Origin of the sequence: Sphingobium trunci (assembly GCF_022664535.1) — a bacterium.
In the GTDB taxonomy this organism is placed as follows: Bacteria; Pseudomonadota; Alphaproteobacteria; order Sphingomonadales; family Sphingomonadaceae; genus Sphingobium.
In genome coordinates this window covers 15,987-38,672 of sequence record NZ_JAKUJY010000034.1, presented here as the reverse complement: position 1 = coordinate 38,672, position 22,686 = coordinate 15,987, and the positions used below count along the sequence as shown (strand labels likewise).

Sequence of the window (22,686 nt, the reverse complement as noted above, 5' to 3'; positions counted from 1 at the left end):
GTCTATTACGACATGGCGCAGATCTGCTGGATCGGGCAGGCGATAGTGAGCCGGCAACGGCACGTGAGACCAGGGCGACCAGATCATCCGCGTTGAGCGCATATGCGGCCGCAAGCGCAGTTCGTGTCCGGGCAGAAGTTCCGATACGCCGATGAGGCAAGTGCGTGTCCCGGAGTGATGAACATTCCACAGATGGACGGTGAGTGCTTCCACATCAACGCGCAGCCCATCACGACGCCGGAAGGGATAGGCTCCGATTTCTGGTGCAAGCCACACGGCTCCGTCCCATTTTCGCCAGTACGCAGGAAGCGCGCCGGACGGATCACGCAGAACCACGCATTGAGAGGCTGAGGGGCGAAGGAAGACGACATACCCGCCCCAGAAGTCATCAAAGATACTTTCTCCCTCAGTCGCCAGAATCCGTTGCACCTGAGGGGGGGAGAGAGCCTTCACATGGCGACTGGGCATGGATCGAGTGAAGAAATGTCCGATAATGACCCCATGAGGGCCGATGGGAATGACGGGGTGGGAAGCCCATATCCGCAAATTGCCGGCATTGAAGGCAAGCGGCAGTTCACTTTGGACGTCTGGTGGCGATGAGGCATTTCCTGGCCCCTCATCGTCAATGCGCGCAATGTACCGAACGGCGTTCACGTCGCCCATATCGGCTGGAATGCTGTCACACGATCCAAAGTGTCGCCTATTACCCGATCGTCGCACTGCACCCAGCAATGCGCTGAAATCGGGAGCTGAACGCCGATGACCAGGGTTGGATTGCAGCCGAAATTGCGAAGCAAGGCGGCGATCGCGATGCTGCGCGGAAAGCATTGGGTGGTTGAAGGCAGGATGCGCTGGATCACGTGGAAGGTCGCGGCAATAGTGCCCTCAAGCGCCACTGCGGAGTTATCCGCACAATCTCGATTGCCATGGATAGCCCTCTGGTGGGCGAGGATGTCTCGCAGCGGATGGCGCCTTATGAAACGACGTGCACATCGCAGCGCCGCAAGTGCCCTAATGAGCATGGTTGTTGAACAGCGGGCGCCCTCGGCGTTCAGATAAGTTGAAACCGGCTTCGGCACCTCTGGCGGTTGAACAGAAGGATGAGTGCTCCTTACAATCAATCCGCTCGCGAGCAGCGCGACATTTTCCTCCTCATTGGAAGCACCACTTAGGAATGCGTGAAGATTCCGTGCTGTTTGCCCACGCAACAACATGTAGCGACCACTAGCTTCATTCAGGAGAACAGGCGATTCTCCCACGATACACGCGTGCAAACCAGGCGTTAGGGCGAACATCGACCTTGCTCCAGCGGATACGAAGCGCGCTGCGAGGACGCAGCGCGCTTCGGGATCATTCGTCCGGGCTGAGGCCGATAGGCTTGCGCATCACGCCGGCGTTGTCGTCGCCGCCGTCAAGTGAATTTCCGCGGGTGAGTTCGATGACGTCGCCGAGATCGACCACGTCCTCATTGTCATCATAGTGATCCACAGTTCTTTCTCCTTCCAAAGGGCGACATTTTGTGTCGCGTTTCGGAAGGTTTCACGAACGAACTCGCGACGCCATTTTATAATCAAATTATAATCGTGTCCGTCGTTATTTTAAGATTTACCCTTCGAGGCTCGAAACGAACGACCGAGCGGTGAGTAACACGCGTTGGGAGCGAGCACCGGCGACTTTAGCTTAAGCCTGTACATACTCGCCGGAACCCGGTCGTTCGCCCCGCCAAGCAGCGGTCGATCATAATTTCGTGTTCGCAATGAGATAGCAAGTTCAATCGTCTCCGATATCATGGCTATCCTCATCGCGACCGGCGCGGCCGTACAAACCCTCTGTCGCTCGCCATGAATCGCTCCAGCATGGGCGCGATGAGGCGTTCGGGCGGGAGCGGCTCATTGAGGCCCGTCTCCTTGCCATGGGCCTTCGCATAGTCGGAAAGGTCGCGATAAAGCGCTCCAGGCAGTTCAATGGTGAGCTTCACCGGCTTATCCTCGACGATCGGCCCGAGACGCAGCTTGCTCATGGCGTGCCTCCCTGCGTCACCGCTTCCAGGATCAAATCGCGCGTAACAATGACGCGAAGCACATGTCCGGGCCGTACCGTCAGCGTAGGCGGGACATTGATCTGGCGTTGCACAACCTGGCGGCCGGTCTGGTTGATCGTATCCTGCGTGCCATATCGCAGCGCCTGCACGAGATCATCGTCATTATCGGCCGCCAGCTCCGTCCCTACGCCCAGCAGCGTCGAGATCAAAGCAGCCTTGAGCATGTTGCCCCAATGATAATTCACACTGTCCCGGATACCGGCCATGCCGGCCGCATCGCTGCCTGGCTGGCGATCGAGCAAGATGGAGCGGCCGCCGGGCAGGATGAGCCGATCCCAGGCAAGCAGAACCCGGCTCTGTCCAGCGGAGACCTCGCTGTCATATCCCCCGATCAGGCGAGACCCTTGCGGGATCAGGAGAATCCGTCCTGTCGGACTGTCATAGACATTCTGCGTCACCTGGGCAGTGATCTGGCCGGGAAGATCCGATTGAATGCCGGTAATCAGAGCCGCCGGAATGACGCTGCCCGCCTGTACGATATTCGGGGATGCCAGCGGCGTGATCCGCTCATTGCTGACCGTCTGACGATCCACGGCGACCGTCATGAACCCCTTTCTGCCGGAAGGAACAGCCGCAGCACCTGCCGCCATGCCCACAGCCGGACTCCGCCGCGTTGACTCGGCAGTCGATGCCGAACCCCGAGCGCCGCCGGTCGCTTCTCCAAGGAACAGTCGACTGGTGCGCGCGGTGTCGCGTTCCTGCATGAGGCGCTGGCGCGCCTGTTCCGCTTGCGTGATCTGCGGATCTGTCGGCTGATGCGCCGCTGTGCCCATGGGCGGTACCGGAACAGGCTGACCATTTTGCTGGGCGGAAAGGATAGCGCGTCCGAGGTCGCCGGGAAGCGGCTGGCCGAGTTTGGCGACCTTGTCGTAGGTGGCTGGGGCGGCAGTCACGCTCTCCGGCCGGTTGCGGGATTCGGTTTCGACGAGATTGGGCACCTCCCGATGACGCGCGGGTAAAAGCGCATAGACCAATGCGCCGCCGATGCCGAGGCAGGCGACCGCACCGATCGACGCCAGCGCTTTCCGCGACAGGCGCATGACGCGGGGCGGATCGCCCCGTAGCCGAAAGGCGCCTCCATCATAGGGCGGGCCGGGCGGCACCGCCTCGACAGCCTGTCCATCTGCGGCTTCCTGAGCACTGGCCTCGCCTTTCGGCGAAATCCGGGCCGCTTCAGCCGCGTCTTCTACCGGCTTGCTCATGACCTGCCGTTCCGGCGCGCGTCCTCACGCTCGATGCTGACGCGCGCTTCGCGCTTGCCGGTCGCCAGCCGCAATTCGGCGCGGGTAAAGAGCCGATCGACGATCATGTAGCGACCGGCCACGCGATAGTTGACCAGCTCGGTCGCCCCCGTGCCCCCGATGACGAACAAGGGCGGCATGTCTGTGCGTTCGATACCCTCGGCAAACTCGATGAACAATTGACGCCCATCATCGAACGCGCGGAGCGGACGCCAGTCGGGCCGGTCACCGCTGATGCGATAGCGAAATTCGAGTGCGGCGATGTCGACGCCAGACGCGAGGGGAGCGCGCCGCTCCTGTTCGGCCGCTGCGGCGCGGAGCGCAATCAGCTGATCCTGCGGATAGGTCCACGACACCGAGGCCATCCAACTCGCAGACGTCGCGCGCAGCTCTACGTGATAGGTACGCCGGTCGGTGTTGATGACGAGATTCGTGGAAATATCGGGCCGGGTGGGCTTCACGAGGAGATGGACGCGGGCCGAAGCCCCGACGCCGCTGATGGTGTCACCGATCACCCAGCGCACTGTATCGCCAGCCGCGACCGGACCTGGCCCCACGAGCTGCTCGCCTTCCTGCAGAGCGATGTCTGTCACCTGTCCAGGGGCTGCATAGACCTGGTAGAGGGCGCCGTCTTCCCAAGGATATTGCTGGATCGCATTGAGATAACCATCGCGGGTCGGCTCGATGCGCGCGGCCGCATTGGCCGCACCGACACGGCGGCGAGGATCGGCTGGCTCGAGGATCGCTGTGGGCGCTCCGCTCGCCAAAGGCTTCAACTGGCCGGGAAGCGGAAGCGGCTGCGGGATAGCTACCACCTGCACGACGGGATCGGGAGCCGTCATGGGCGTTGCGGCCACTTCGCGGGGCGTAGCCGAAATGCTGGCTGGCGGCCTGGCGGCGGTCGTCGTGCAGGCACCGAGCGCCGCACTGGAGACGAGCAAGGCGGAAACTGCCCTCGAACGGGATATACGGATCATTGGGCCAGTTCCTTCGACCAGTTGAGGGCATTGACGAACACGCCCAGCGGATTCTTGCGCAGAGCGTCGGGCGTGCGCGGCGTTTGGACGGTGACGGTCAGAATGGCCGACCAGCGCGAGGTTTCGGCCAGCGCGCCGTCCTGATAGCGGCGCTCGGTCCAGGACAGGCGGAAGCTGTCGTTCGAGGCCCGGATCACGCTCGACACATCGACCGCGACCTGCACCTTGCCGACCTGCGCGAAGGGATCATTGTTCCGCGCATAGTCGTTGAGCGCGAGGCCGCCCTTGTCGGTGGCGAAGTCATAGGCGCGCAGCCAGTTCTCGCGCAGCACGATGGGATCGGCCGGGATCGAGCGCACATTCTCGATGAATCGGGCAAGGTGGAAAGCGATCTGCGGATCGCTCGGGCGGTAGTCGGCATCGGCAGGCGCGACCGCCCTGGCTTCGCCCAGCTTGTCGACCTCGACCACCCAGGGTGTGATGTGTCCGCGCGCCGACTGCCAGACGAGACCGGCGGAGAGGCCGCCCGACAGGGCGAGGCAACCGAAGAAGGCGAGCCGCCAGTTCTTCGCGGCCACGCGTGCCGAGCCGATGCGATCGTCCCAGACCTGGGCGGCGCGCTGATAAGGCGTGACCGGCTCAGGCGCTTGCCCATAGCGGATGGATGGTCGTCGAAACATGGGTTCGTCCTTTCGAGAATTCAGCTCTTGTCGGAGACGTCGGGACCGCTGGCGCCGCCATGGCTGTCGCCGCCCTTGAGCGTGTGGGTCGCCATGGTGGCGTCCTGCGTCATGGCCTGGCGATGCTTCATGGTCTTGGACCAGGCAGGCGGACCACTGACGGGCGCTGTGGCGCCCGCTGCCGATTGCGCGGAAGCGGCGGTTGCGCCGGTCGCGCCTTCCGGCTCGACCCCGAAGGCCGACCGGGCGCCGCCGTGAAAGTTCGACTTGAGTGCCTGTCCCGCCTTGCCTGCCATCTTGCGCAAGGGCGACGTCGCCGCCTTGCTGGCCGCGCCAAGCGCATTCTGCCCGGCAGCGGCCATGCCTCCGGCAACGGCGCTGGCGCCGGTCTTGCCGAACGAGCCCATACTGTAGGCCGCGGCACTCGACCCGGCAGCGCGGGCGCCGCCGCGCGCCGCGGCGGCGCCCATCCGGCCTCCGGCAGCGGCTGCAGAGCCGGCAGCTCCGGCGGCGAGCTTCGCGCCGGCCGCACCGCCCGCCAGCGAGGCGCCGGCAAGCAGCGCCGTTCCGGCAGCAGCCCCTGCGCCAAGCTGGGGACCACCAGAAACGATGCCATTGGCGATGCCGGGACCGAAAATGCCGAGCCCAAGCATGGTCAGTGCGGCGAGCGCGATCGCCATGACCTGTTCGATATCGGGTTCAGCGCCAAGGCTGGCGCCGATGAACTGGCTGAACAGGGTCGTGCCGATGCCGGTGATGACGGCGAGGACCAGCACCTTGATGCCGGACGAGATCACATGCCCCAGCACCTTCTCGGCCATGAAGGCGGTGCGGTTGAAAAAGGCGAACGGCAGCAGCACGAAGCCGGCGAGCGTCACCAGCTTGAACTCGATGATGGTGACGAAGACCTGGATGGCAAGCACGAAGAAAGCCAGCACGACGATCAGCCAGGCGACCAGCAGGATCATGATCTCGGGGAAGTTGGTGAACAGGCCGACCGGTCCGACCAGATCCTCGGTCGCATCGAGCAGCGGCGCGCCGGCATCGAGGCCGGTGGCGGCAACGGTTCCGGGCTTCATGAAATCGGCGAGCGCCATGGCGCCGCCCGATGCCTTGAGACCGAGCCCGGCGAAGCTGTCGAACAATATGGTGGCCAGTGAAGAGAAGTTGCCGATGATATAGGCGAAGACGCCGATATAGAGGGTCTTCTTCACGAGCCGCTGGAGCAGATCCTCGTCAGCGCCCCAGGCCCAGAACAGCGCCGCAATGGTCACGTCGATGACGATCAGGGCCGAGGAGAGGAAGGCGACCTCGCCGCCCAGCAGGCCGAAGCCGCTGTCGATATAGGTGGTGAAGACACCCAGAAATGTGTCGATGACGCCCGTATCGTTCACGGCTGTTCCTCCCTGGCGTAGAAGCGGCGGCGCCGTTCCTCCCATGCCGCCTCGCAGCCGCTGTCAGGCATGGTGAGCGTGCGGCAGCGGCGAAGATCATCTGCCAGCGGATCGGTGACGCTTTGGTTGGCCGGGACGATGATCGTCTCGACGCGGCGCTCTTCGCGCATCGTCATCGCGACGGTGAGCGTCATGAGCAGGCCGCCCAGCGCGCCGGCCGCCGCGATCTTCGCCGTGCGGCTCATCTCAGTTCTGGCCCCGGAAACGGCGGAACCGTTCGCGCCCTTCCGCCTCGATCGCTGCCGCGCGGGCGGCATCGAGCGCCTGCGCCCGGCCCTGCGCCGCGAGCGCCGCGGTGAGATCGGCGAGTTGCTGCGACTGAAGCGCGAGAAGTTGATTGCCCGCCTGGGTCGCCTGAAGGGCGCCGCTTGCCGACTGGCTGGCGCCGACCAGAGTGTCGATCGAGCCGCGCGTGCCGGCGAGATTGCCGACGACGCCGGCCTGGACGCGCAGCGCATCTTCGAGCGCGCCGACGCTGTCCTCCCAGCGCGCATTGGCATTGGCGACCATCTGCGCATGGTCTCCGGTCAGCGCGCTGCCCTTGTAGCGGCCATCGAACGCCTGCTGGATGCTTTGCACATCATAGGCGATGCGCTGGGCCTCGCTCAGGAGCTGGCGGGTCTGATCGACCTGGCTCTGCAAGGTGGAGAGGGTCGAGACCGGCAGGCTGGCGAGGTTCTTCGCCTCGTTGATGAGGCTGGTCGCCTGGTTCTGGATCTGGGTGATCTGGTTGTTGATCTGTTGCAGCGCGCGGGCCGCCTGGAGCACGTTCGAGGCATAGTTGGTCGGATCATAGACGATCCCGCCGAAACCGAACTGGGCGTGGGCGGGACCAGCGATCATCGTGCTGGTGGTGAGGCTGGTGACAAACGCCGTCGCCACCAGGGCGCGGCGAAGGAAAGAGGTCTTCATGCGGGGGACTCCTCGGAACCGAGCGGGAGCAGAAGCTCGTCGCCCGGGATGGATGCTGTCAGCGGAGCGGGATCAGGCAGCAGGCTGGCGGCCCAGTCGAGACCGCGATGCCGCAGCCAATGGGCGGCGAAGGCCTGTGTCCCATGCTCGGCGGCCAGTTCGCCGATGCGGAGCTGATCGGTCTTCGACGATGCCGCAGTGAAGACGAGCGCGACCTCGCCCAGCCCGAGTTCGAACAGGCGATTGCCGCGCCGCGATTGGCAGTAATAGTCGCGCTTGGGAGTGGCGCGGCTCAAAATTGCGATCTGCTGATCATTGAGCCCGAAGCGTGCATAGATGGCGGCGATCTGCGGTTCGGTGGCACGTTCATTGGGCAGGAAAATGCGCGTCGGGCAGCTTTCGACGATGGCAGGCGCGATCGGGGACGTCTCGATGTCGGCAAGGCTCTGTGTGGCGAAGATGACCGACGCGTTCTTCTTGCGCAGCGTCTTGAGCCATTCGCGAAGCTGCGCGGCAAAGGCCGGGCTATCAAGCACCAACCAGCCCTCGTCGATGATGATGAGTGTCGGCCGCCCATCGAGACGGCCTTCGATCCGGTGGAAGAGATAGGCGAGTACCGGCGCGGCAGACGCTGCGCCGACCAGTCCCTCGGTCTCGAAGGCCTGCACAAAAGCGGCGCCCAGATGCTCAGCTTCGGCATCGAGCAACCGGCCCCATGGCCCGCCGACGCAATAGGGCGCCAATGCCTGTTTGAGTTCCTGGCTTTGCAGGAGGACCACAAGGCCTGTCAGCGTGCGTTCGGAAGGCGGCGCACTGGCAAGCGAACCCAGTGCGGTCCACAAATGCTCCTTCGCGGCGGGATCGACCGTGACGCCCTCGCTGGTGAGGATGGCGGCCAGCCATTCCGCCGCCCAGGCGCGTTCACCGGCATCGTCAATCCCTGCCAGCGGCTGCAGGGCAACGCATGCTTCCCCTTCCCGGTCATGCAGCGCGCCACCGAGATTCTGCCAGTCGCCACCCATTCCGATCGCGGCGGCGCGGATCGAGCCACCAAAGTCGAAAGCGAATATCTGATTGTCGCGATAGCGACGGAACTGCAACGCCATCAGCGCCAGCATCACCGATTTGCCGGCACCGGTCGGACCGACGACCAATGTGTGACCGACATCGCCGACATGGAGGGAAAGACGGAACGGGGTCGAGCCTTCGGTCTTGCCGTAAAGCAAGGGGGCGTCACCGAAATGCTCGTCCCGTTCCGCCCCCGCCCACACCGCTGACAGGGGGATCAGGTGGGCGAGGTTGAGGGTGGAAATGGGGGGCTGACGGACATTGGCATAGACATGGCCGGGCAGGGATCCGAGCCAGGCCTCGATCGCGTTCATCCCCTCAATGGTGCAGGTGAAGTCGCGGCCCTGAATGACCTTCTCGACGAGCCGCAGCTTCTCGGCCGCCAGGGCGGGATCGTAGTCCCAGACAGTGACAGTCGCGGTCACATAGGCGATGCCCGAATGATCGGCGCCCAGTTCCTGCAGGGCCAGATCGGCATCGGCCGCCTTGTTGGACGCGTCGGTATCGGTCAGCACCGAGGCTTCGTTGGTCATAACCTCCTTGAGGATCGCGGCGACCGATTTGCGCTTGGCGAACCATTGCCGCCGGATGCGCGTCAAAAGCTTCGTGGCGTCGGTCTTGTCGAGCATGATCGCCCGGGTCGACCATCGATAGGGAAAGGCGAGTCGATTCAGCTCGTCGAGCAGGCCGGGAAAGGTCGCGGTCGGAAAGCCGGTGATGGTGAGCGTGCGCAGATGATGCTCGCCCAGCTTCGGCTCGAGTCCACCCGTCAGGCCTTCGTCGGTGAGCAGCGCATCGAGATAGCAAGGCGTCTCGGGTACGCGGACGCGCTGGCGCTTCGTCGATACGCAGCTATGCAGGTAGGTGAGCGTCTCGCCGTCATCGAGCCAGCGCGCCTCGGGCATGAAGCCTTCGACCATATGCAGCACGCGGTCGGTGCGGTCGATGAACGTCCCGAGCATTTCATGGGGATCGACGCCTTTTCCCGAACGGCCTTCATAGAGCCAGGTTTCGGCGCGCGCGGCCTCGTCGGCAGGCGGCATCCAGAGCAAGGTCAGATAGTAACCGCTCTCGAAATGGCTGCCTTCCTCGCGGAACTGTTCGCGCCGCTCCATATCGACCAGCGCCGAGACAGGATCGGGAAAGTCCGATTCCGGATACTCCAGCGCGGGAACGCGCTGGGCTTCGACGAACACCGCCCAGCCGGAGCCCAGGCGCCGCAGCGCATTGTTGAGACGCGCGGTCACCGACACCAGTTCGGACGCCGTGGCACTGTCGAGATCGGGACCGCGAAAGCGCGCCGTGCGCTGGAACGACCCATCCTTGTTCAGCACTACGCCCGGTCCGACAAGTGCAACCCAGGGCAGGAAATCCGCGAGGCAGGCTGCCTTGGAGCGATATTCGGCGAGGTTCATCATGGCCGCATCCAGACTGGATATTTGAGGTGGCGGCGGGCGACATCGACGAACTGGGGATCGCGCCGGGCGGCCCAGACCGCCAGCACATGTCCAATCGCCCAGAGCAGAAGTCCCACGAGCCAGAGGCGCAGGCCGAGACCAACGGCACCGGCGAGCGTGCCGTTGACGATGGCAAGGCTGCGCGGCGCGCCGCCCAGCAGGATGGGTTCGCTGAGCGCCCGGTGGACCGGCGCGTAGAAGCCGGGGGCGTCGTCCGCGCCGCTCATCAGACCATCGCCCCGCCGCCGAAGCTGAAGAAGGTCAGGAAGAAGGAAGAGGCGGCAAAGGCGATCGAGAGACCGAAGACGATCTGGATCAGCCGCCGGAACCCGCCCGACGTATCGCCAAAGGCAAGGCTGAGGCCGGTCACGATGATGACGATCACCGCGATGATCTTGGCGACCGGGCCTTCGATCGATTCGAGGATCGACTGGAGCGGCGCTTCCCACGGCATGGACGAGCCGCCGGCATGGGCCGGACCAGCGGTCATCAGCGTGACGGCGGCGGCGGTGGAAAGGAGCGCGGCGCGATGCGCGCCACGCTGAAGAGCATGGATCATGAGAGGTCTCCTTGGGAGGCAGAGTGCGTAATGAGGCGATAGTCGCCAGTGACGGGATCGAGTCCGCTGACACGGGCGAGTTCGACGAGCCGACGGCCATGGCCGTCACGGACCAGGACGGCGACGAGATTGATGGTCTCGGCGATAAGCGCGCGCGGCACAGTGACCACCGCTTCCTGGATGAGCTGTTCCATCCTGCGCAGCGCGCCCAGCGCACTGCCGGCATGGATGGTGCCGACGCCGCCGGGATGACCAGTGCCCCAAGCCTTCAGCAGATCGAGCGCTTCCGCGCCGCGAACCTCGCCGATCGGGATGCGATCGGGGCGCAGGCGCAGGGAGGAACGGACGAGATCGGAGAGCGAAGCGACGCCGTCCTTGGTCCGCATCGCGACGAGATTGGGCGCGGCGCATTGCAACTCGCGCGTGTCCTCGATCAGCACCACCCGATCGCCAGTTCCCGCAACCTCGGCCAACAGCGCGTTGGTGAGCGTGGTCTTGCCGGTTCCCGTGCCGCCGGCGACGAGGATGTTGAGCCGATCGGCGACGCCCGAGCGCAGCGCCTCGGCCTCTTTGCCGGACATGATGCCCGCCTCCACATAGTCAGCCAGCGTGAACACGGCGACGGCAGGCTTGCGGATGGCGAATGCCGGCGCAGTCACGACCGGTGGGAGCAGCCCTTCGAACCGTTCGCCAGTTTCGGGCAGTTCGGCCGAAACACGGGGGGAGCGGGCATGGACCTCGGCACCGACATGATGGGCAACGAGACGGATGATCCGTTCGGCGTCAGCCGGCGCCAGGCGCCGCCCGGTATCGGCAAGGCCGGTGCCCAGCCGGTCCACCCACAGGCAGCCGTCCGGGTTCAGCATGACTTCGACGACAAGGGGATCGGTCAGCCAGTGGCCGACCATGGGGCCGATCGCGGTACGGAGCATCCGCGCGCCGCGCGATCTCGCTTCTGTATCAGCCCAATTCGATGCCATTGCGATCCCCGTTTCTTAGCGCGGAGCAGGAGTGTCCGGCGCTTCGGGGATGATTAAGAGACGCAGGAAAAGGGCATATTCAACAGAGATTTGCGATCGTAGCAGGTTGGCGAAGCAATACAGGGAATGGCGTAGGTCACGAAGATCGAAGCCAATAGGCACGAGCCCCGTTCGGGCCATCTTCGTAGACCGCGACTCGAAATGGCTAGGGTTGCCTCGTCCGATCGAGATGCGGTGCTCCCGCTTTGTCCTGGGCGATTTCATTCCTGAACCGCGGCCCCAATTCCATACGCCGGTTGAGCGACTCCACGAACCGCTCCCATCGTTCCCGTCCTTGGGCACGCACCTCATCCCGCGCGCTGTCGGGCAATGCCGGCATGGCGTTGAGCCAGTTGCGAATGAACAATGCGATGGTCTCGTTCGACAGCTCGACATGCCATTCGAGCCGGCCGAGATCACGGGCCAGCCGGTCGAGCCGCCGGGCCAACGCGGCTTCCAGCCGCTCGGCAGCATCGGGCGACAGGAAAGATTCGAGCGCCGCCTCGATGATCGCCGCCTGGCTAGTGTTCCGCGCGAGGGCATGATCGGCAAGTCGTCGGGACAGATTGGCCGGCAGCCGGATGCTGCGCTTGACGTGCCCGCCGCTCACAGGACGATCCCGTCGTCCGGATCGAGCGAGGCATTGCGGGCGTTGCGGCCCATGGTCCGATCAGCCTGACGCTTCGCGCGCACCGCGTCTTCGTCCTGCGCATCGTCATCGGCGGCATCGTCCGGCGCAGGCGCCTTTTCGAGCGGGACGATCTCCTCATGTTCACCAAGATCGGGCTCGCGGCGGATGCCGGCATTCGCGGTGTCGGATGCTGCATACGTCCGATCGCCGCTCTCCACCTCCTCTATGTGCGCCGCTCCCGATTTCATCTTCCCGGCCACTTCATCAGATTTGACCGGATCGGGCGGCAGGGCCGGCGGCGCTGTCACCGGAACCAGCGTCGACCAGTCATCCTTCGGCCGCCGAGCGGGATCGAGCTGCCTGGGCACCGGCGGCGGCAGCAGTCGCGCCGTCAAGCGCGGATCGGTGAAATAGCGCGCTTTGTCCGCCCGGATCGGCGGAATGCCCGCCGCCATGACAATCTCCTCGTCCTCCGACAATTGCATGATCTCGCCGGGTGTAAGTAGCGGCCGCGCGGTTTCAGTGCGCGAGACCATGAGATGGCCCAACCAGGGCGAAAGCCGGTGTCCGGCATAATTCTTCATAGCCCGCATCTCGGTTGCGGTGCCCAGAGCATCGGATATCCGCTTGGCAGTGCGTTCATCATTGGTCGCGAACGCCACACGCACATGACAATTATCGAGAATCGCGTTGTTCTGCCCATAGGCTTTTTCGATCTGGTTGAGGCTCTGTGCGATGAGGAATCCCTTGATCCCATAGCCGGCCATGAAGGCGAGCGCGCTTTCGAAGAAGTCGAGCCGGCCGAGCGCAGGGAATTCGTCGAGCATCAACAACAGCCGATGCGGACGCCCTTTCGGGTTCAGCTCCTCGGTGAGGCGCCGACCGACCTGATTGAGGATCAGGCGGATGAGCGGCTTGGTGCGGCTGATGTCCGACGGCGGCACAACCAGATAGAGCGAGACCGGCGCCGGCCCGTCGACCAGATCGGCGATGCGCCAGTCGCAAGCGCGGGTCACGGTCGCCACGATGGGATCGCGATAAAGGCCGAGGAACGACATCGCAGTGGACAGCACGCCCGACCGCTCATTCTCCGACTTGTTGAGGAGTTCGCGCGCCGCGCTGGCGACAACCGGATGGACGCCGGCCTCGCCCAGATGCGGCGTGGTCATCATGGCGCGCAGCGTTGTCTCGATCGGGCGCCGCGGATCGGAGAGGAAGGCAGCGACGCCGGCCAATGTCTTGTCCTCCTCGGCATAGAGGACATGAAGGATCGCGCCGACCAGCAGCGCATGGCTGGTCTTTTCCCAGTGGTTGCGCTTCTCGAGGCTGCCTTCTGGGTCGACCAGCACGTCGGCGACATTCTGCACGTCGCGCACTTCCCATTCGCCCTTCCGGACCTCCAGCAGGGGGTTGTAGGCGGCGCTCGCCGGATCGGTGGGATCGAACAGCAGCACACGGCCATGGCGCGACCGGAAGCCCGAGGTAAGCTGCCAGTTCTCGCCCTTGATGTCATGGACGATGCAGCTCCCCGGCCAAGTCAAGAGTGAGGGGATGACGAGACCGACGCCCTTCCCCGAGCGCGTCGGCGCGAAACACAGCACATGCTCGGGGCCATCATGACGCAGATAGCGATCCGCGAAGTGCCCGAGGATCACGCCATCGTCGCCAAGCATCTTCACGCGCCTGACCTCCCGCTCGCTGGCCCAGCGTGCCGAGCCATAGGTTTCGGCTTTCTTCGCCTCTCGCGCCCGGCAGACCGACATGCCGATCGCGATCACGATACCGGCCATCGCGCCCGACACTGCGATCAGCGCGCCGGTCTCGAAGGTCTTCGGCGCATAGGCATCGAACGCGAACCACCACCAGAAGAAGGCCGGAGGCGGATAGACCGGCCAAGACCCCAGCGAGAACCAGGGCTCGCCCAGTTCCGGCTGATAGCCCAGCGCGTGGGCCGTCCATTGGGTCGCCGCCCAGATGCCGGCCAGCGTCACGCCGAAGACGGCAGTGATCTGACCCCAGAGGATACGCGTTGCGTTCATGGGAGGATGCTCCTGATTGTGAGAATGGGATAGGTCACAGGTCCAGCCCCCGGCCACGACCGAGCGACCAGTCGACAGTGCCGCCAGGTGTCATGGTGCCGCTGATATGCTTACCCAGATGCTGATCGAGCACGGGGCGCCAGGGGACGAGCTGGAAGCCGAGTCCGTCATCGATCATGGCGAACCGCCCCGAGGCGAGCGTCACGCGTTCGCGATAGAGGCCGCTCACATAGTCGCCGGCCGACGAAGGCTTGTGTGGGAGTCCGGTGCGCCGGGCGATCGCCTCGATCTCGCTATCGACTTCATTGCCCCTGAGCGTCGCGATCAGGTCGCGGGCGAACAGGAAGCCGGCGCCGCGGCGCTGCGCGAGCCCGGCCGCTTCAAGGTGGAGTGACCGCGCCTCCATCGCCTCCCGGATCTCGAGCCCGAACCCGCCGCCGGTCACCACCGGCTCGCGGGCAATGAGCTGGCGGTCGAGCCAGGTGGCACCGGGCGCCTTGACCTGCTCGGCCAATGTCAGGTCGGAGCGCGTGGCGAGCGAGAGCCGCGTGTTGCCCCTGGGGTCCCGCCAGCTCCGCGTATCGACGATGGCGCCGGCTTTGGCGTCGCCGGTCATCTCCATATCGTCGAAGCGCAAATGATGGGTTCGCCCGTCCGCGCCATCGATCACGGCATAGGCGGTGCCGGCAAGTTCATCATGAAGGCCGCGTTCGACCAGCCGGCCGACGATCGGGCTCGCGGGAGCCTCCCCGTGCAGTGCGAAACCGGCGGGCTCGATGGCCCGCCCCGCGTCGCTCATCGCTCGATGCATCGTCTTGATGATGTCGCCGCGAATGGAAAGATCGCGCAGCGTTTGCTCCGCGCCTGTCTTCAGCGACCAGACCGCTGGACCCTGCCGGTCAGCCAGGCCCAGCCGTTCCAACTTGTCGGCACGGCCCAGCAGCAGGCGACGCATTTCGGGATCGTCGTCGCCACCCGGACGCAGGTCGATCAGACCGGTCGCTTCTTCGGCCAGCCTCTGCAGGCGCCGGTCGAGGCTGGTCCAGCGATCGGCATCCACCTCCCGTTCGAGGGATGTGCGGATGTCCTGCTCACTGCGCAGCCCCAACTCGGCGGTGACGCGCTCTTGCGCTCGGCCGCGCATGCCTTCGCGGATATAATCGCGATCGATGACCAGATCGGCACCGCTCTCATCGACGCCGCGCACGAGGATATGGATATGGGGATTGTCGGTGTTCCAATGATCGACCGCGACCCAGTCGAGTCGCGTGCCGAGATCATTTGCCATGTCATCCATCAGTTCGCGGGTGAAGGCGCGAATATCCGACATCTGCCCGGCATCCTCGGGCGACACGATGAAGCGGAAATGATGCCGGTCATCCTCGCAACGTTCGGCGAAGGCGTCACCATCGGCCTGGTCGATGCGGACGTCGAACATCGAGGCGTCGCGTCCATCGCCGGTGACGCCATCGCGCTTCAAATAAGCGAGATGGCGCGCCAGCGGCGCCGCGCGAAACTTAACCCCCTTGTGCCGCACGACACGGGCCTTGATGACGACGCGCCGGGCGTTGGCCGGAGCCCCGGTGCGCAGCCGCGCGATACGGCCGCGGCCATGGCGCCCGGTGCCCTTGCCGCGCGACGGTCCCCGGCGGCTATAGCCCGCCTTCGCCGCGGCCCGGCGCACCTGCGCCGCGAGGCTCCGGACCTTGCGTCCCGAACCCTTGCCCGTGTCCCGGCTCCTTCCCGGCCGAACCTGGAAATCATCGCCGCCGCTGGTCATCGCGGCCCCGGAATCGATGCTGCCACCCGCTGATCAGTTGAGTTTACGCGATAATCGGAAAATCGCGCCACCGCGCAAGTTCCAGTGCCACCTGAAAATCTCCCCGACTTACAACCACATGATGCCCCACAGGTGGCATGTCTTTTATCTCGCCATCCACTTTTTCCTTCGATTCCAGCGTGTTGCCTTCCACTCAGACGGTGTAAATTCCACGCCTGACAACGCCAGCGAACGCCATGACCGCTCATTGCTCGCTCCGTCCGGAAAGCGGGACGAAGAGACCCGACGAACGGGGTATGGACGAGCGGCGCAATGGAGCCGGTAGCTGCGCTGGTTCAGCGCGCACCGCATCATCCGGCTGTGCGACGAGGGCGGGATCGGCGGCGCCTTCGCTCCCATCTGATGCACCATCGTCGCGCAGCACGAACAGCGCTGCATCTCGCCAGGACGGCGCAGCCGACGCGCGCGGAACCGCAGGCACGACGGCAGGCGAAGCGATGCCGGATGTGCCGAGGATCGGCGCGATCTTCGCGACATAGGCGATCGTCTCGGCGGGCAAAGGACGGCCACGCCGGCGCCAGTCGTCCACCCGGCCCGGCCCCGCATTATAGGCAGCCAGCGCGGCGGTGAGATCGCCATATCGCTCCATCATTTCGCGCAGATAAGCCGCGCCGGCTTGGATGTTGGCGCGCGCGTCCCACGGATTGCCGCCAAGCCCGTAGTGCGCCGTCATATCGGCCCAGGTGCTGGGCATGATCTGCATGAGCCCCATGGCGCCGACCTGCGAGATGGCCGCCGGATCGCTATTGCTTTCGGCGCGTATCACCGCCCAGATCCACGCGTCCGGGATGCCGAACCGTTGCGCCGCTTCGGTCACATGGGCGGCATAGGAATGGTCGGCAGCCTGCGCGCGGGCTGCAGCCACAGGGGTGACGGCAAGCAGGGCAATAGCCGGGAAGAGGAAGGTGAAGGGGCTGGTCAGGGCCGATGCACCAGCGAGGCGAACGACGCCGAACCGGCAGCGCGATGCGAAGCGGGCGCGCACCGGTTCAGTCCGCGTTTGGGCGCCGCAGGCGCGGCGACCAGAGCAGGACATGGCCCTCATCGCCGCGATTGGAACGCAGCAGATTGGCGCGGATCGGGCGGGCAAAGCCTGGACAATCGAGCTGGAGCGTAATGAAGGCTCCACTCTTGCCGTCACGGTTCCAGCCCGATCCAACCTCGGGTCCAATGCCGTCCGGCGCATCTGCGTCGGCGAGATGGACGCGCCAGTCCGGCGCCCGACCGTGGCCGGTGAAGCCCGTCGGCACGAGCCGCAGCGCGACATCGAGCGTCAGCGTCTGGAGGCGGCCGGCGAAGCCGTCGCCTTCCGCCCGGAAACAACCTATTTGCATGGAACATCTCCTTCGTGGGTGATGGGCTGGAACTGGCGCACGGCCGCCGAACGCCAGCGCAAGGGCGCTTCGGGTGTGTCGCGGGTGAGGATCGGCGTCGCGCGGCCGATCAGGCCCGACGCCGGGACCGGCCCAAAATAGCGGCCGTCGAGACTGTCGGGTGCGGTGTTCAGCAGGAACAATTGATCAGCCTGAAGCACATGGCAGCCGCGCCAGACCGGCAAGGGTCGGCCATGGCTGTCGATCGCCCGAGCGACAACGACCGTGCGCCCGTCGATCGTCACCGCCGCATCGTGGCGGCAGATCGTGGCGCCCGGTCGCGCCGCCACATGCTTGAGCAGCGGCACGCCGACGGGCAGATAATGGCGCCCGGCCATGAACCGCGCCAGCGCGGGCGATGGCCGATAGGCAACCATATCGCCCACAATGGGCGTGTCGCCCGGATGCAGCCGATAGAGGCCGATCGATGCGCTGGCGCTGGCGTTCCAGAGCAGGCGCGGCTGCGACGAGAACCACGCGGCAGCCGCGAACAGCACGGTGAACAGCTCGGCAGCGACAATCGTCACCAGCACATAGCCAAGGCGGGTCATTGGCCGAGCGCCTTGCGCCGGAGCCAGGCCTTATGTCGCTCCGGCGTATAGGCGCGCACGGGCTCGCCTGCGCTCAGACGATTATGCGCATGACGCCAGTGATCGGGCGCGACCTCGCTCGGATCGAGACCGACAGCTTCGATCGCCTCGATCAGTTCGAGCGCCCATCGCACCTTTGGCCAACCTTCGATCGACAGCAGAAGTTCGCCGCCCGGCCGAACGAAGGGCACGGTCGTATAGGCTTCGCCCGGCCGAACGGCGCGCAATATGTCGATGCGCGAATGGATCGTGCCATAATCATTGGCCGACCAGCGCACGAACGCGATGAGTGCATCGGGCCGGAAGGCAAGGATGCGCGTCTTGCGGCTGACGATCCGCTCGTCCGCGACGCGGCCGAAGCGTATCCAGTGTTCGAGCCGCTTCTCGATCCAGATCAGTTCGATCTCCGTGCGGTCGCTTCGGAGCGACGGGATCGCGCGAGCGGACACGCGCTCGCCGGGCGGCGAATGGGTCATTTCATGTCTCCGGGAAGAGAAAGGGAAGCGGCCGGCATGCCGCCGAATGGCAGCATGGCGGCGATGCGGTCGTTGGCGCGGATCGCCATGACGCGCCCTCCAGGACGGTTGGCGGCATCCTGGCTGACAAGATGGCGCCACGACAGCGAAATCCACAGGCCGCCGCGCGGTTAGGAAGAATATGAAATATTCTTTTCTATTAGGATGGTTAGAGGGGCGCCGGTTTGGCGCGGAGTTGTGCAGGTTTCCGGCACATCGCAGTTCCCGATAGGACGACTCTGCGGTTCCCGAAAGGACGACTCCGGTGGTTCCTGATAGGACGACTCCCATGGCCATTATCCACAGACTGGAAGCTTGAGGCGGCGCATGGCCGCATCGAACGGGTCGACCGGAACAGGCATGAAGCCGAGCCGCTCCTTGCCGAACCCATGCTTGATCCGGAGCGCATAGCCGGGCAAGGGCTGGCGCTTCACGATGGCGCGTAGCTCGAAGGCGAAGCGCTTGAGCGGCGAGAGCGCGCCCGACTTCACGTGCAGATGTTCGAAGTCGAAGCTCCAGCCGCCCTTCTGACGACCGCCATGCTTGCGCACGATCCGGTAGAGCCAGCGCTCCAGGCCGCCAGTGAGATCGAAATAGGCGCGGTCGATCGTCAGGATGAGCGCGCGATCAAGCACGCCAGCATAGAACCAATCGGGCAGGATCAGCTCGATCCCGAGCGGGCGCCCCTGTGCGTCAAGCCGCTCTTGCCATTCGTTGATCCAGGAGAAGCGATGGCGGCGGCGCTGATGTTGCTGGCGGATCGAGGTCGCGACGGTCGTCGACTGGAGGCGGTCGAGCGCGGCCTTGAGGCGATCATAATTGTCGCGGCCGGTTCCGCGCCGGACATAGGTCAATATCTCGTGCGGCGTCGTCGCCATCAGCCGCGAGGTCGGACGCCCGGCATCCCGGGCCTCAACGAGCTGGCTCGCCGCCCAGATCAATATGTCGGCGTCCCAGATGGTCGCCATGCCATGCTCGGGCACGGCCTCGACCGAGATCCAGGTTTCGCCCATCCGAAAGTCGATCGGTGCGCTGCGGCGCGACTTGGCGAGGCTGAAGAAGGGCCAAGCCATGAGGTCCTGCGCATCGCGCGGCGCCGGATCGACCGGGACCGAACGGAACAGGTCGAGCTGCCGCCGCTCGGGGCCGGCAATGGCAGACGATGACAAGCGAGCTCGCATCGTCTCAGCGTGCCGACTGGCTATCGAAACGCTTGGCGGGCAGGCAGACGCCGGTGCCGGGGTCGGAGGTCGAACGGCGGCGACCGAGCTCGGCCCAGGCGTCGAGCGCCTCGATCGAATAGACGACGCGGCCGCCCAGCTTGTGGAAATTGGGGCCGGTGCCATAGCAGCGATGCTTCTCGAGCGTGCGGGGCGACAGGCCGAGCCGCGCGGCGGCGGCAGGTGTCTTCAGAAACTGTGGCGAATGTGGTTCGGGTTGTTTCATCTGCGTTTCTCCGTCTAAGCCCGGATCGCCCACGGCGGCGATTGATCGGGCTGGAAGAACGTGGCGGAGCAGGACCGGCGAGATGGAGCGGCTATTTTGCGCGACCCATTTTTGTCGCACCGGAGGCGGCGGGATTATCCGTGCAGAAGGGCGCGATAGCCTCCGTTCATCAGGCCCAGCGCCTCGTCGATCAGCCGCTGCGTTCGGCGCCGTTCGGCCGACGATTTCCACTCATTGCCGCGGCCGATGTCTAGCGTGGGATAGACATGGCGGCGTGCAATCTCATGCGTCGTGATGCCTGAGTATGTACGGTCGAGAACCGCATCGAGAATATCAAGCAGCATGGACAAGCGTCGCCGTTGGAAGGGCGTGGGTGTGAACCCTGGCGGTAGACGCATGGGCGCGCCGCCCGCCATTCTGCGATCGAAACGCTGAACGGCTGCGTGGCGCAGTTCGATCGCTTCATCCCGAACGATCACATAAGCAAGAGAGCTACCCGGCAGCGGATCGCGAACCCAGAGCCGATGGGGGCCATCGACGTCGCCGAGGACAAGGTGCCGCCCTGTCGACAAGCTATGGTCGGCTAGGATGCGTGGCCAAGCGTCCAGATTGATTGGCGCCCTATCGGTATGCTCTGGTGGCGCCTTATCGAGGATGATGGTCGTGGGTGAGAGCGCTGCTTGCCAGAGCGCAGGTTCGGCCGCGGCGAAGGCTGACGGGGTGCACGGGAAAGCATAGGCCCCAGCGTCGGGCCATCACCTCCTGCTCCTGCATCGCGCCATCCGACAAGCGGATGACCTTTCGCCAGTCCGCGCGATAGAGGGGATTGCGTCGCAGAAACTCCTGTGCAAATCCCGCCCGGTCGAGAAGCCGCCGATCGCCGTCGCTTCCCTGTTCGCCAGGCATCCGCACTCTCTTCCAGATTGGGGAGCGTAGGTTGCCGGCGAGTGGAATTGCAGGCCATTCCAACATGGTGGGATAGGGCTCCCCACAAATGGGGATGTCCGCCGGCGCGCTGGGAGCCGGCGGATCGATGGCGGTTAGTCGCGTGACTGGCGCGCCGCCCGGTTCCAGACGAGATCATATTCTCTCCCGTCAACCGATTTGACGGATGGCGAGTGGGAAGTCCTACAGCCGTTCTTTCCCCCGGCACCCAAAGTGGGCCGACCACGGAAGTGGGCAATGCTGCGTATTGTCGAAGCGATCTTCTCTCGGCAGCGCGGCGGTCTGTCTTGGCGCATGCTGCCACCTTGCTTTCCGTCCGCACAAACCCTCCGGCGCTGGTTCACGCTGTGGCGTGACACCGGGCTATGGTTGAGCATAAAATCACGTCCTCTTGATGCTGGCACCCGAGGCCAGCGGCTGGGAGGCGTTTCCCAGTGCTGGTATGATCGATAGCCAGTCAGTGAAAACCACAGAATCCGGCGGCCCACGGGGCTACGACGCAGGCAGGAAAGTGAAAAGGGGCAAGCGGCACATCCTCACGGATCTGGTCCATGCCGCTATTCAGGACCGAGACGGCGCTCCACTGGCGCTCGCAGAGATCTTGGGACGCTTCCCCTGGCTACGCCGCGCGTCTGTCGACGGCGGCTATTCGGGCAGCAAGCTCAGGGATGCATTGAAGCGCATCGGGGATTGGGCGATAGAGATCATCAAACGTTCGGATGCTGCCAAAGGCTTCGAAGTCCTGCCCAGACGTGGGGTTGTCGAGCGAGCTCTTGCATGGCTCACCCGAACCGCCGCCTCGTCAAGGACTTCGAACAGATCATCGCATCCGCAACCGCTTGGCTCTTCGCCTTGACCCAGTTCATCACAAGGTGGATCGCAAGGCATTGTTTCCATACAGTTTAATTTCGGAACCGACTCTCAAATGGGAATAGCTCAACACCTGTCCAGATCGCCCTGCATCGACAAAGTGCATTCTCAAGGCTTTTGATTTCATTCGGAGCCTCTCTTTACGGGGAGCGACGATGATCATCTGCTTGCATAACTGGGCAATCGCTGCAAAGATCGACTATCAAAACAAGCACATCTGAACTCGCAGAAAGCCTTACCGGTGGCGCGGGGGTGGGTTTCTTAAAAAGTTGATAGATTTGTCTACATCCGTGAAAAAAAAGGGATCGGCAGTTGGAACATCAAGATCCGCTGCGACAAAAAAGAAGATTCGAAGATCAGCCCTGAAGGTGTTTGCCAAGAACGGGTTTGAAGGAAGTTCTTTACGCCAAATCGCGCGAGATGCAAACGTTACCGACGCCCTGATCCACTATCATTTCGGAGGTAAGGAGAAGCTATGGCGCGAAGTGGCGTCGGAACTTTACGATAAGATGCACATTCGAAGCGATGCAGATCTGCGAGAGAGCGACGGCGTCGATGAATTAACTGAGATGGCCGTTCGCACACGCAGCCTGATGGAATTTCTTTTAGAAAATCCGGATCTTCATGCACTGATAGCCCCCGAACTGCAGAATCATTCGCCGCGTACGGATTTTCTGATCTCAAATTTCTACAAACCACGTTTCTTTACTGCATTGAAGGGAATCAGCAAAGCGCAGGAAATGGGAGAACTTCCGCCGGGCCCTCCGGTCCTGCTCAACATTATCGTTATCAGCCTTGCCGCGGTTCTGGTTCAGCGCGCTGGCGAAATAGAGTGCCTGACGGGCCGATCGGTACACGACAAGGCCTTGCAGGAAGAATTTTGGGCTCAGATCGAATGGCTGATCTTCCGCCCGGCACGCGATCGAAAATAGAATCTATCCTGCACCGTAGTCCTGTATTTTCTGCGAG

At 64.2% G+C, this 22,686-nt stretch carries 25 protein-coding genes and 2 pseudogenes; 2 read left to right on the top strand and 25 right to left on the bottom strand.

All coding sequences use genetic code 11. The features are described from left to right. From MJ601_RS20005 to MJ601_RS19885, 25 genes and pseudogenes are all read right to left on the bottom strand, one after another. Positions 1-663, bottom strand: a pseudogene (locus tag MJ601_RS20005) (hypothetical protein); the annotation flags it as partial. Then, entirely contained in the window at positions 651-1,295 is a 645-nt protein-coding gene (locus MJ601_RS20000) for a lasso peptide biosynthesis B2 protein (RefSeq protein ID WP_242129896.1), read from the bottom strand. The pseudogene MJ601_RS20005 and the gene MJ601_RS20000, both read right to left, overlap by 13 nt. Positions 1,296-1,350: 55 nt before the next feature. Then, positions 1,351-1,488 carry a benenodin family lasso peptide gene (locus MJ601_RS19995; RefSeq protein ID WP_242129887.1) on the bottom strand — a complete coding sequence of 46 codons (138 nt, stop codon included), beginning with the start codon at positions 1,486-1,488 and terminating at the stop codon, positions 1,351-1,353. A gap of 310 nt (positions 1,489-1,798) precedes the next feature. Beyond that, on the bottom strand, positions 1,799-2,020 hold the full coding sequence (locus MJ601_RS19990) for a DUF2274 domain-containing protein (protein ID WP_242129885.1): 222 nt from the start codon (positions 2,018-2,020) through the stop codon (positions 1,799-1,801). Beyond that, on the bottom strand, positions 2,017-3,303 hold the full coding sequence (locus tag MJ601_RS19985; RefSeq protein WP_242129883.1) for a TraB/TrbI/VirB10 family type IV secretion system protein: 1,287 nt from the start codon (positions 3,301-3,303) through the stop codon (positions 2,017-2,019). Before MJ601_RS19985 ends, MJ601_RS19990 begins: the two co-directional genes overlap by 4 nt. Continuing rightward, the gene (trbG, locus tag MJ601_RS19980; RefSeq protein WP_242129881.1) at positions 3,300-4,319 is read right to left on the bottom strand and encodes a P-type conjugative transfer protein TrbG; all 1,020 of its coding nucleotides are present in this window, start codon (positions 4,317-4,319) and stop codon (positions 3,300-3,302) included. Before trbG ends, MJ601_RS19985 begins: the two co-directional genes overlap by 4 nt. Further along, positions 4,316-4,999 carry a conjugal transfer protein TrbF gene (trbF, locus tag MJ601_RS19975; protein ID WP_242129873.1) on the bottom strand — a complete coding sequence of 228 codons (684 nt, stop codon included), beginning with the start codon at positions 4,997-4,999 and terminating at the stop codon, positions 4,316-4,318. The genes trbG and trbF overlap by 4 nt, the downstream gene beginning before the upstream one ends. Positions 5,000-5,019: 20 nt before the next feature. Then, positions 5,020-6,393: a P-type conjugative transfer protein TrbL gene (trbL, locus tag MJ601_RS19970; RefSeq protein ID WP_242129872.1), complete on the bottom strand. Its 1,374-nt coding sequence runs from the start codon at positions 6,391-6,393 to the stop codon at positions 5,020-5,022. After that, a complete protein-coding gene (gene trbK-alt / locus MJ601_RS19965; RefSeq protein WP_242129865.1) occupies positions 6,390-6,638 on the bottom strand; it encodes a putative entry exclusion protein TrbK-alt in 249 nt (82 codons plus the stop codon). Before trbK-alt ends, trbL begins: the two co-directional genes overlap by 4 nt. Position 6,639: 1 nt before the next feature. Next, positions 6,640-7,365 (bottom strand): P-type conjugative transfer protein TrbJ, encoded by a 726-nt coding sequence (gene trbJ / locus MJ601_RS19960; protein ID WP_242129863.1) that lies wholly within the window; start codon positions 7,363-7,365, stop codon positions 6,640-6,642. Further along, positions 7,362-9,851 carry a conjugal transfer protein TrbE gene (gene trbE / locus MJ601_RS19955; protein WP_242129855.1) on the bottom strand — a complete coding sequence of 830 codons (2,490 nt, stop codon included), beginning with the start codon at positions 9,849-9,851 and terminating at the stop codon, positions 7,362-7,364. Before trbE ends, trbJ begins: the two co-directional genes overlap by 4 nt. Then, entirely contained in the window at positions 9,848-10,117 is a 270-nt protein-coding gene (locus MJ601_RS19950; protein ID WP_242129853.1) for a VirB3 family type IV secretion system protein, read from the bottom strand. The genes trbE and MJ601_RS19950 overlap by 4 nt, the downstream gene beginning before the upstream one ends. Continuing rightward, positions 10,117-10,449 (bottom strand): TrbC/VirB2 family type IV secretion system protein, encoded by a 333-nt coding sequence (locus MJ601_RS19945; protein WP_242129844.1) that lies wholly within the window; start codon positions 10,447-10,449, stop codon positions 10,117-10,119. The genes MJ601_RS19950 and MJ601_RS19945 overlap by 1 nt, the downstream gene beginning before the upstream one ends. After that, the gene (gene trbB / locus MJ601_RS19940) at positions 10,446-11,381 is read right to left on the bottom strand and encodes a P-type conjugative transfer ATPase TrbB (RefSeq protein ID WP_242129842.1); all 936 of its coding nucleotides are present in this window, start codon (positions 11,379-11,381) and stop codon (positions 10,446-10,448) included. The genes MJ601_RS19945 and trbB overlap by 4 nt, the downstream gene beginning before the upstream one ends. Positions 11,382-11,634: 253 nt before the next feature. Next, positions 11,635-12,078, bottom strand: a complete 444-nt coding sequence (locus MJ601_RS19935; RefSeq protein ID WP_242129833.1) for a CopG family transcriptional regulator — start codon at positions 12,076-12,078, stop codon at positions 11,635-11,637. Further along, a complete protein-coding gene (locus MJ601_RS19930) occupies positions 12,075-14,138 on the bottom strand; it encodes a conjugal transfer protein TraG (RefSeq protein WP_242129831.1) in 2,064 nt (687 codons plus the stop codon). Before MJ601_RS19930 ends, MJ601_RS19935 begins: the two co-directional genes overlap by 4 nt. A gap of 34 nt (positions 14,139-14,172) precedes the next feature. Continuing rightward, the gene (locus tag MJ601_RS19925; protein ID WP_242129828.1) at positions 14,173-15,918 is read right to left on the bottom strand and encodes a relaxase/mobilization nuclease domain-containing protein; all 1,746 of its coding nucleotides are present in this window, start codon (positions 15,916-15,918) and stop codon (positions 14,173-14,175) included. Between the two features lie 244 nt (positions 15,919-16,162). After that, entirely contained in the window at positions 16,163-16,963 is an 801-nt protein-coding gene (locus MJ601_RS19920) for a lytic transglycosylase domain-containing protein (RefSeq protein WP_242129826.1), read from the bottom strand. Between the two features lie 4 nt (positions 16,964-16,967). Beyond that, on the bottom strand, positions 16,968-17,312 hold the full coding sequence (locus MJ601_RS19915) for a DUF736 domain-containing protein (RefSeq protein WP_242129824.1): 345 nt from the start codon (positions 17,310-17,312) through the stop codon (positions 16,968-16,970). Beyond that, positions 17,303-17,902, bottom strand: coding sequence for a S26 family signal peptidase (locus tag MJ601_RS19910; RefSeq protein WP_242129822.1), 600 nt, complete (start codon positions 17,900-17,902; stop codon positions 17,303-17,305). Before MJ601_RS19910 ends, MJ601_RS19915 begins: the two co-directional genes overlap by 10 nt. Further along, positions 17,899-18,417, bottom strand: coding sequence for a DUF2840 domain-containing protein (locus MJ601_RS19905; protein WP_242129820.1), 519 nt, complete (start codon positions 18,415-18,417; stop codon positions 17,899-17,901). Before MJ601_RS19905 ends, MJ601_RS19910 begins: the two co-directional genes overlap by 4 nt. A gap of 335 nt (positions 18,418-18,752) precedes the next feature. Further along, on the bottom strand, positions 18,753-19,637 hold the full coding sequence (locus tag MJ601_RS19900; RefSeq protein ID WP_491572938.1) for a replication initiator protein A: 885 nt from the start codon (positions 19,635-19,637) through the stop codon (positions 18,753-18,755). Positions 19,638-19,641: 4 nt separating this feature from the next. Continuing rightward, on the bottom strand, positions 19,642-19,902 hold the full coding sequence (locus MJ601_RS19895) for a helix-turn-helix transcriptional regulator (protein ID WP_242129816.1): 261 nt from the start codon (positions 19,900-19,902) through the stop codon (positions 19,642-19,644). A 134-nt stretch (positions 19,903-20,036) separates the two neighbouring features. Next, entirely contained in the window at positions 20,037-20,510 is a 474-nt protein-coding gene (locus tag MJ601_RS21990; protein ID WP_491572939.1) for a DUF2285 domain-containing protein, read from the bottom strand. Between the two features lie 37 nt (positions 20,511-20,547). Then, positions 20,548-20,808 (bottom strand): transcriptional regulator domain-containing protein, encoded by a 261-nt coding sequence (locus MJ601_RS19885; protein ID WP_242129814.1) that lies wholly within the window; start codon positions 20,806-20,808, stop codon positions 20,548-20,550. A 198-nt stretch (positions 20,809-21,006) separates the two neighbouring features. On the opposite strand from MJ601_RS19885, the pseudogene MJ601_RS19880 reads away from it, so the two are divergent. Next, positions 21,007-21,753: pseudogene (locus tag MJ601_RS19880) on the top strand (IS5 family transposase). Between the two features lie 254 nt (positions 21,754-22,007). Next, the gene (locus tag MJ601_RS19875; RefSeq protein ID WP_242129813.1) at positions 22,008-22,649 is read left to right on the top strand and encodes a TetR/AcrR family transcriptional regulator; all 642 of its coding nucleotides are present in this window, start codon (positions 22,008-22,010) and stop codon (positions 22,647-22,649) included. Positions 22,650-22,686 lie beyond the last annotated feature (37 nt).

Coding starts and splice junctions, on each gene's coding strand:
- MJ601_RS19945 (WP_242129844.1), bottom strand. CDS start 10,449: ATGATCCATGCTCTTCAGCGTGGCGCGCATCGCGCCGCGCTCCTTTCC.
- MJ601_RS19985 (WP_242129883.1), bottom strand. CDS start 3,303: ATGAGCAAGCCGGTAGAAGACGCGGCTGAAGCGGCCCGGATTTCGCCG.
- MJ601_RS19910 (WP_242129822.1), bottom strand. CDS start 17,902: ATGACCCGCCTTGGCTATGTGCTGGTGACGATTGTCGCTGCCGAGCTG.
- trbB (WP_242129842.1), bottom strand. CDS start 11,381: ATGCTCCGTACCGCGATCGGCCCCATGGTCGGCCACTGGCTGACCGAT.
- trbE (WP_242129855.1), bottom strand. CDS start 9,851: ATGATGAACCTCGCCGAATATCGCTCCAAGGCAGCCTGCCTCGCGGAT.
- MJ601_RS19905 (WP_242129820.1), bottom strand. CDS start 18,417: ATGACCCATTCGCCGCCCGGCGAGCGCGTGTCCGCTCGCGCGATCCCG.
- trbG (WP_242129881.1), bottom strand. CDS start 4,319: ATGATCCGTATATCCCGTTCGAGGGCAGTTTCCGCCTTGCTCGTCTCC.
- MJ601_RS20000 (WP_242129896.1), bottom strand. CDS start 1,295: ATGTTCGCCCTAACGCCTGGTTTGCACGCGTGTATCGTGGGAGAATCG.
- MJ601_RS19900 (WP_491572938.1), bottom strand. CDS start 19,637: ATGCGAGCTCGCTTGTCATCGTCTGCCATTGCCGGCCCCGAGCGGCGG.
- MJ601_RS19930 (WP_242129831.1), bottom strand. CDS start 14,138: ATGAACGCAACGCGTATCCTCTGGGGTCAGATCACTGCCGTCTTCGGC.
- trbJ (WP_242129863.1), bottom strand. CDS start 7,365: ATGAAGACCTCTTTCCTTCGCCGCGCCCTGGTGGCGACGGCGTTTGTC.
- MJ601_RS19950 (WP_242129853.1), bottom strand. CDS start 10,117: ATGAGCGGCGCGGACGACGCCCCCGGCTTCTACGCGCCGGTCCACCGG.
- trbK-alt (WP_242129865.1), bottom strand. CDS start 6,638: ATGAGCCGCACGGCGAAGATCGCGGCGGCCGGCGCGCTGGGCGGCCTG.
- MJ601_RS19990 (WP_242129885.1), bottom strand. CDS start 2,020: ATGAGCAAGCTGCGTCTCGGGCCGATCGTCGAGGATAAGCCGGTGAAG.
- MJ601_RS19895 (WP_242129816.1), bottom strand. CDS start 19,902: ATGAAACAACCCGAACCACATTCGCCACAGTTTCTGAAGACACCTGCC.
- MJ601_RS19915 (WP_242129824.1), bottom strand. CDS start 17,312: ATGCAAATAGGTTGTTTCCGGGCGGAAGGCGACGGCTTCGCCGGCCGC.
- MJ601_RS19925 (WP_242129828.1), bottom strand. CDS start 15,918: ATGACCAGCGGCGGCGATGATTTCCAGGTTCGGCCGGGAAGGAGCCGG.
- MJ601_RS19885 (WP_242129814.1), bottom strand. CDS start 20,808: ATGCCTGGCGAACAGGGAAGCGACGGCGATCGGCGGCTTCTCGACCGG.
- trbF (WP_242129873.1), bottom strand. CDS start 4,999: ATGTTTCGACGACCATCCATCCGCTATGGGCAAGCGCCTGAGCCGGTC.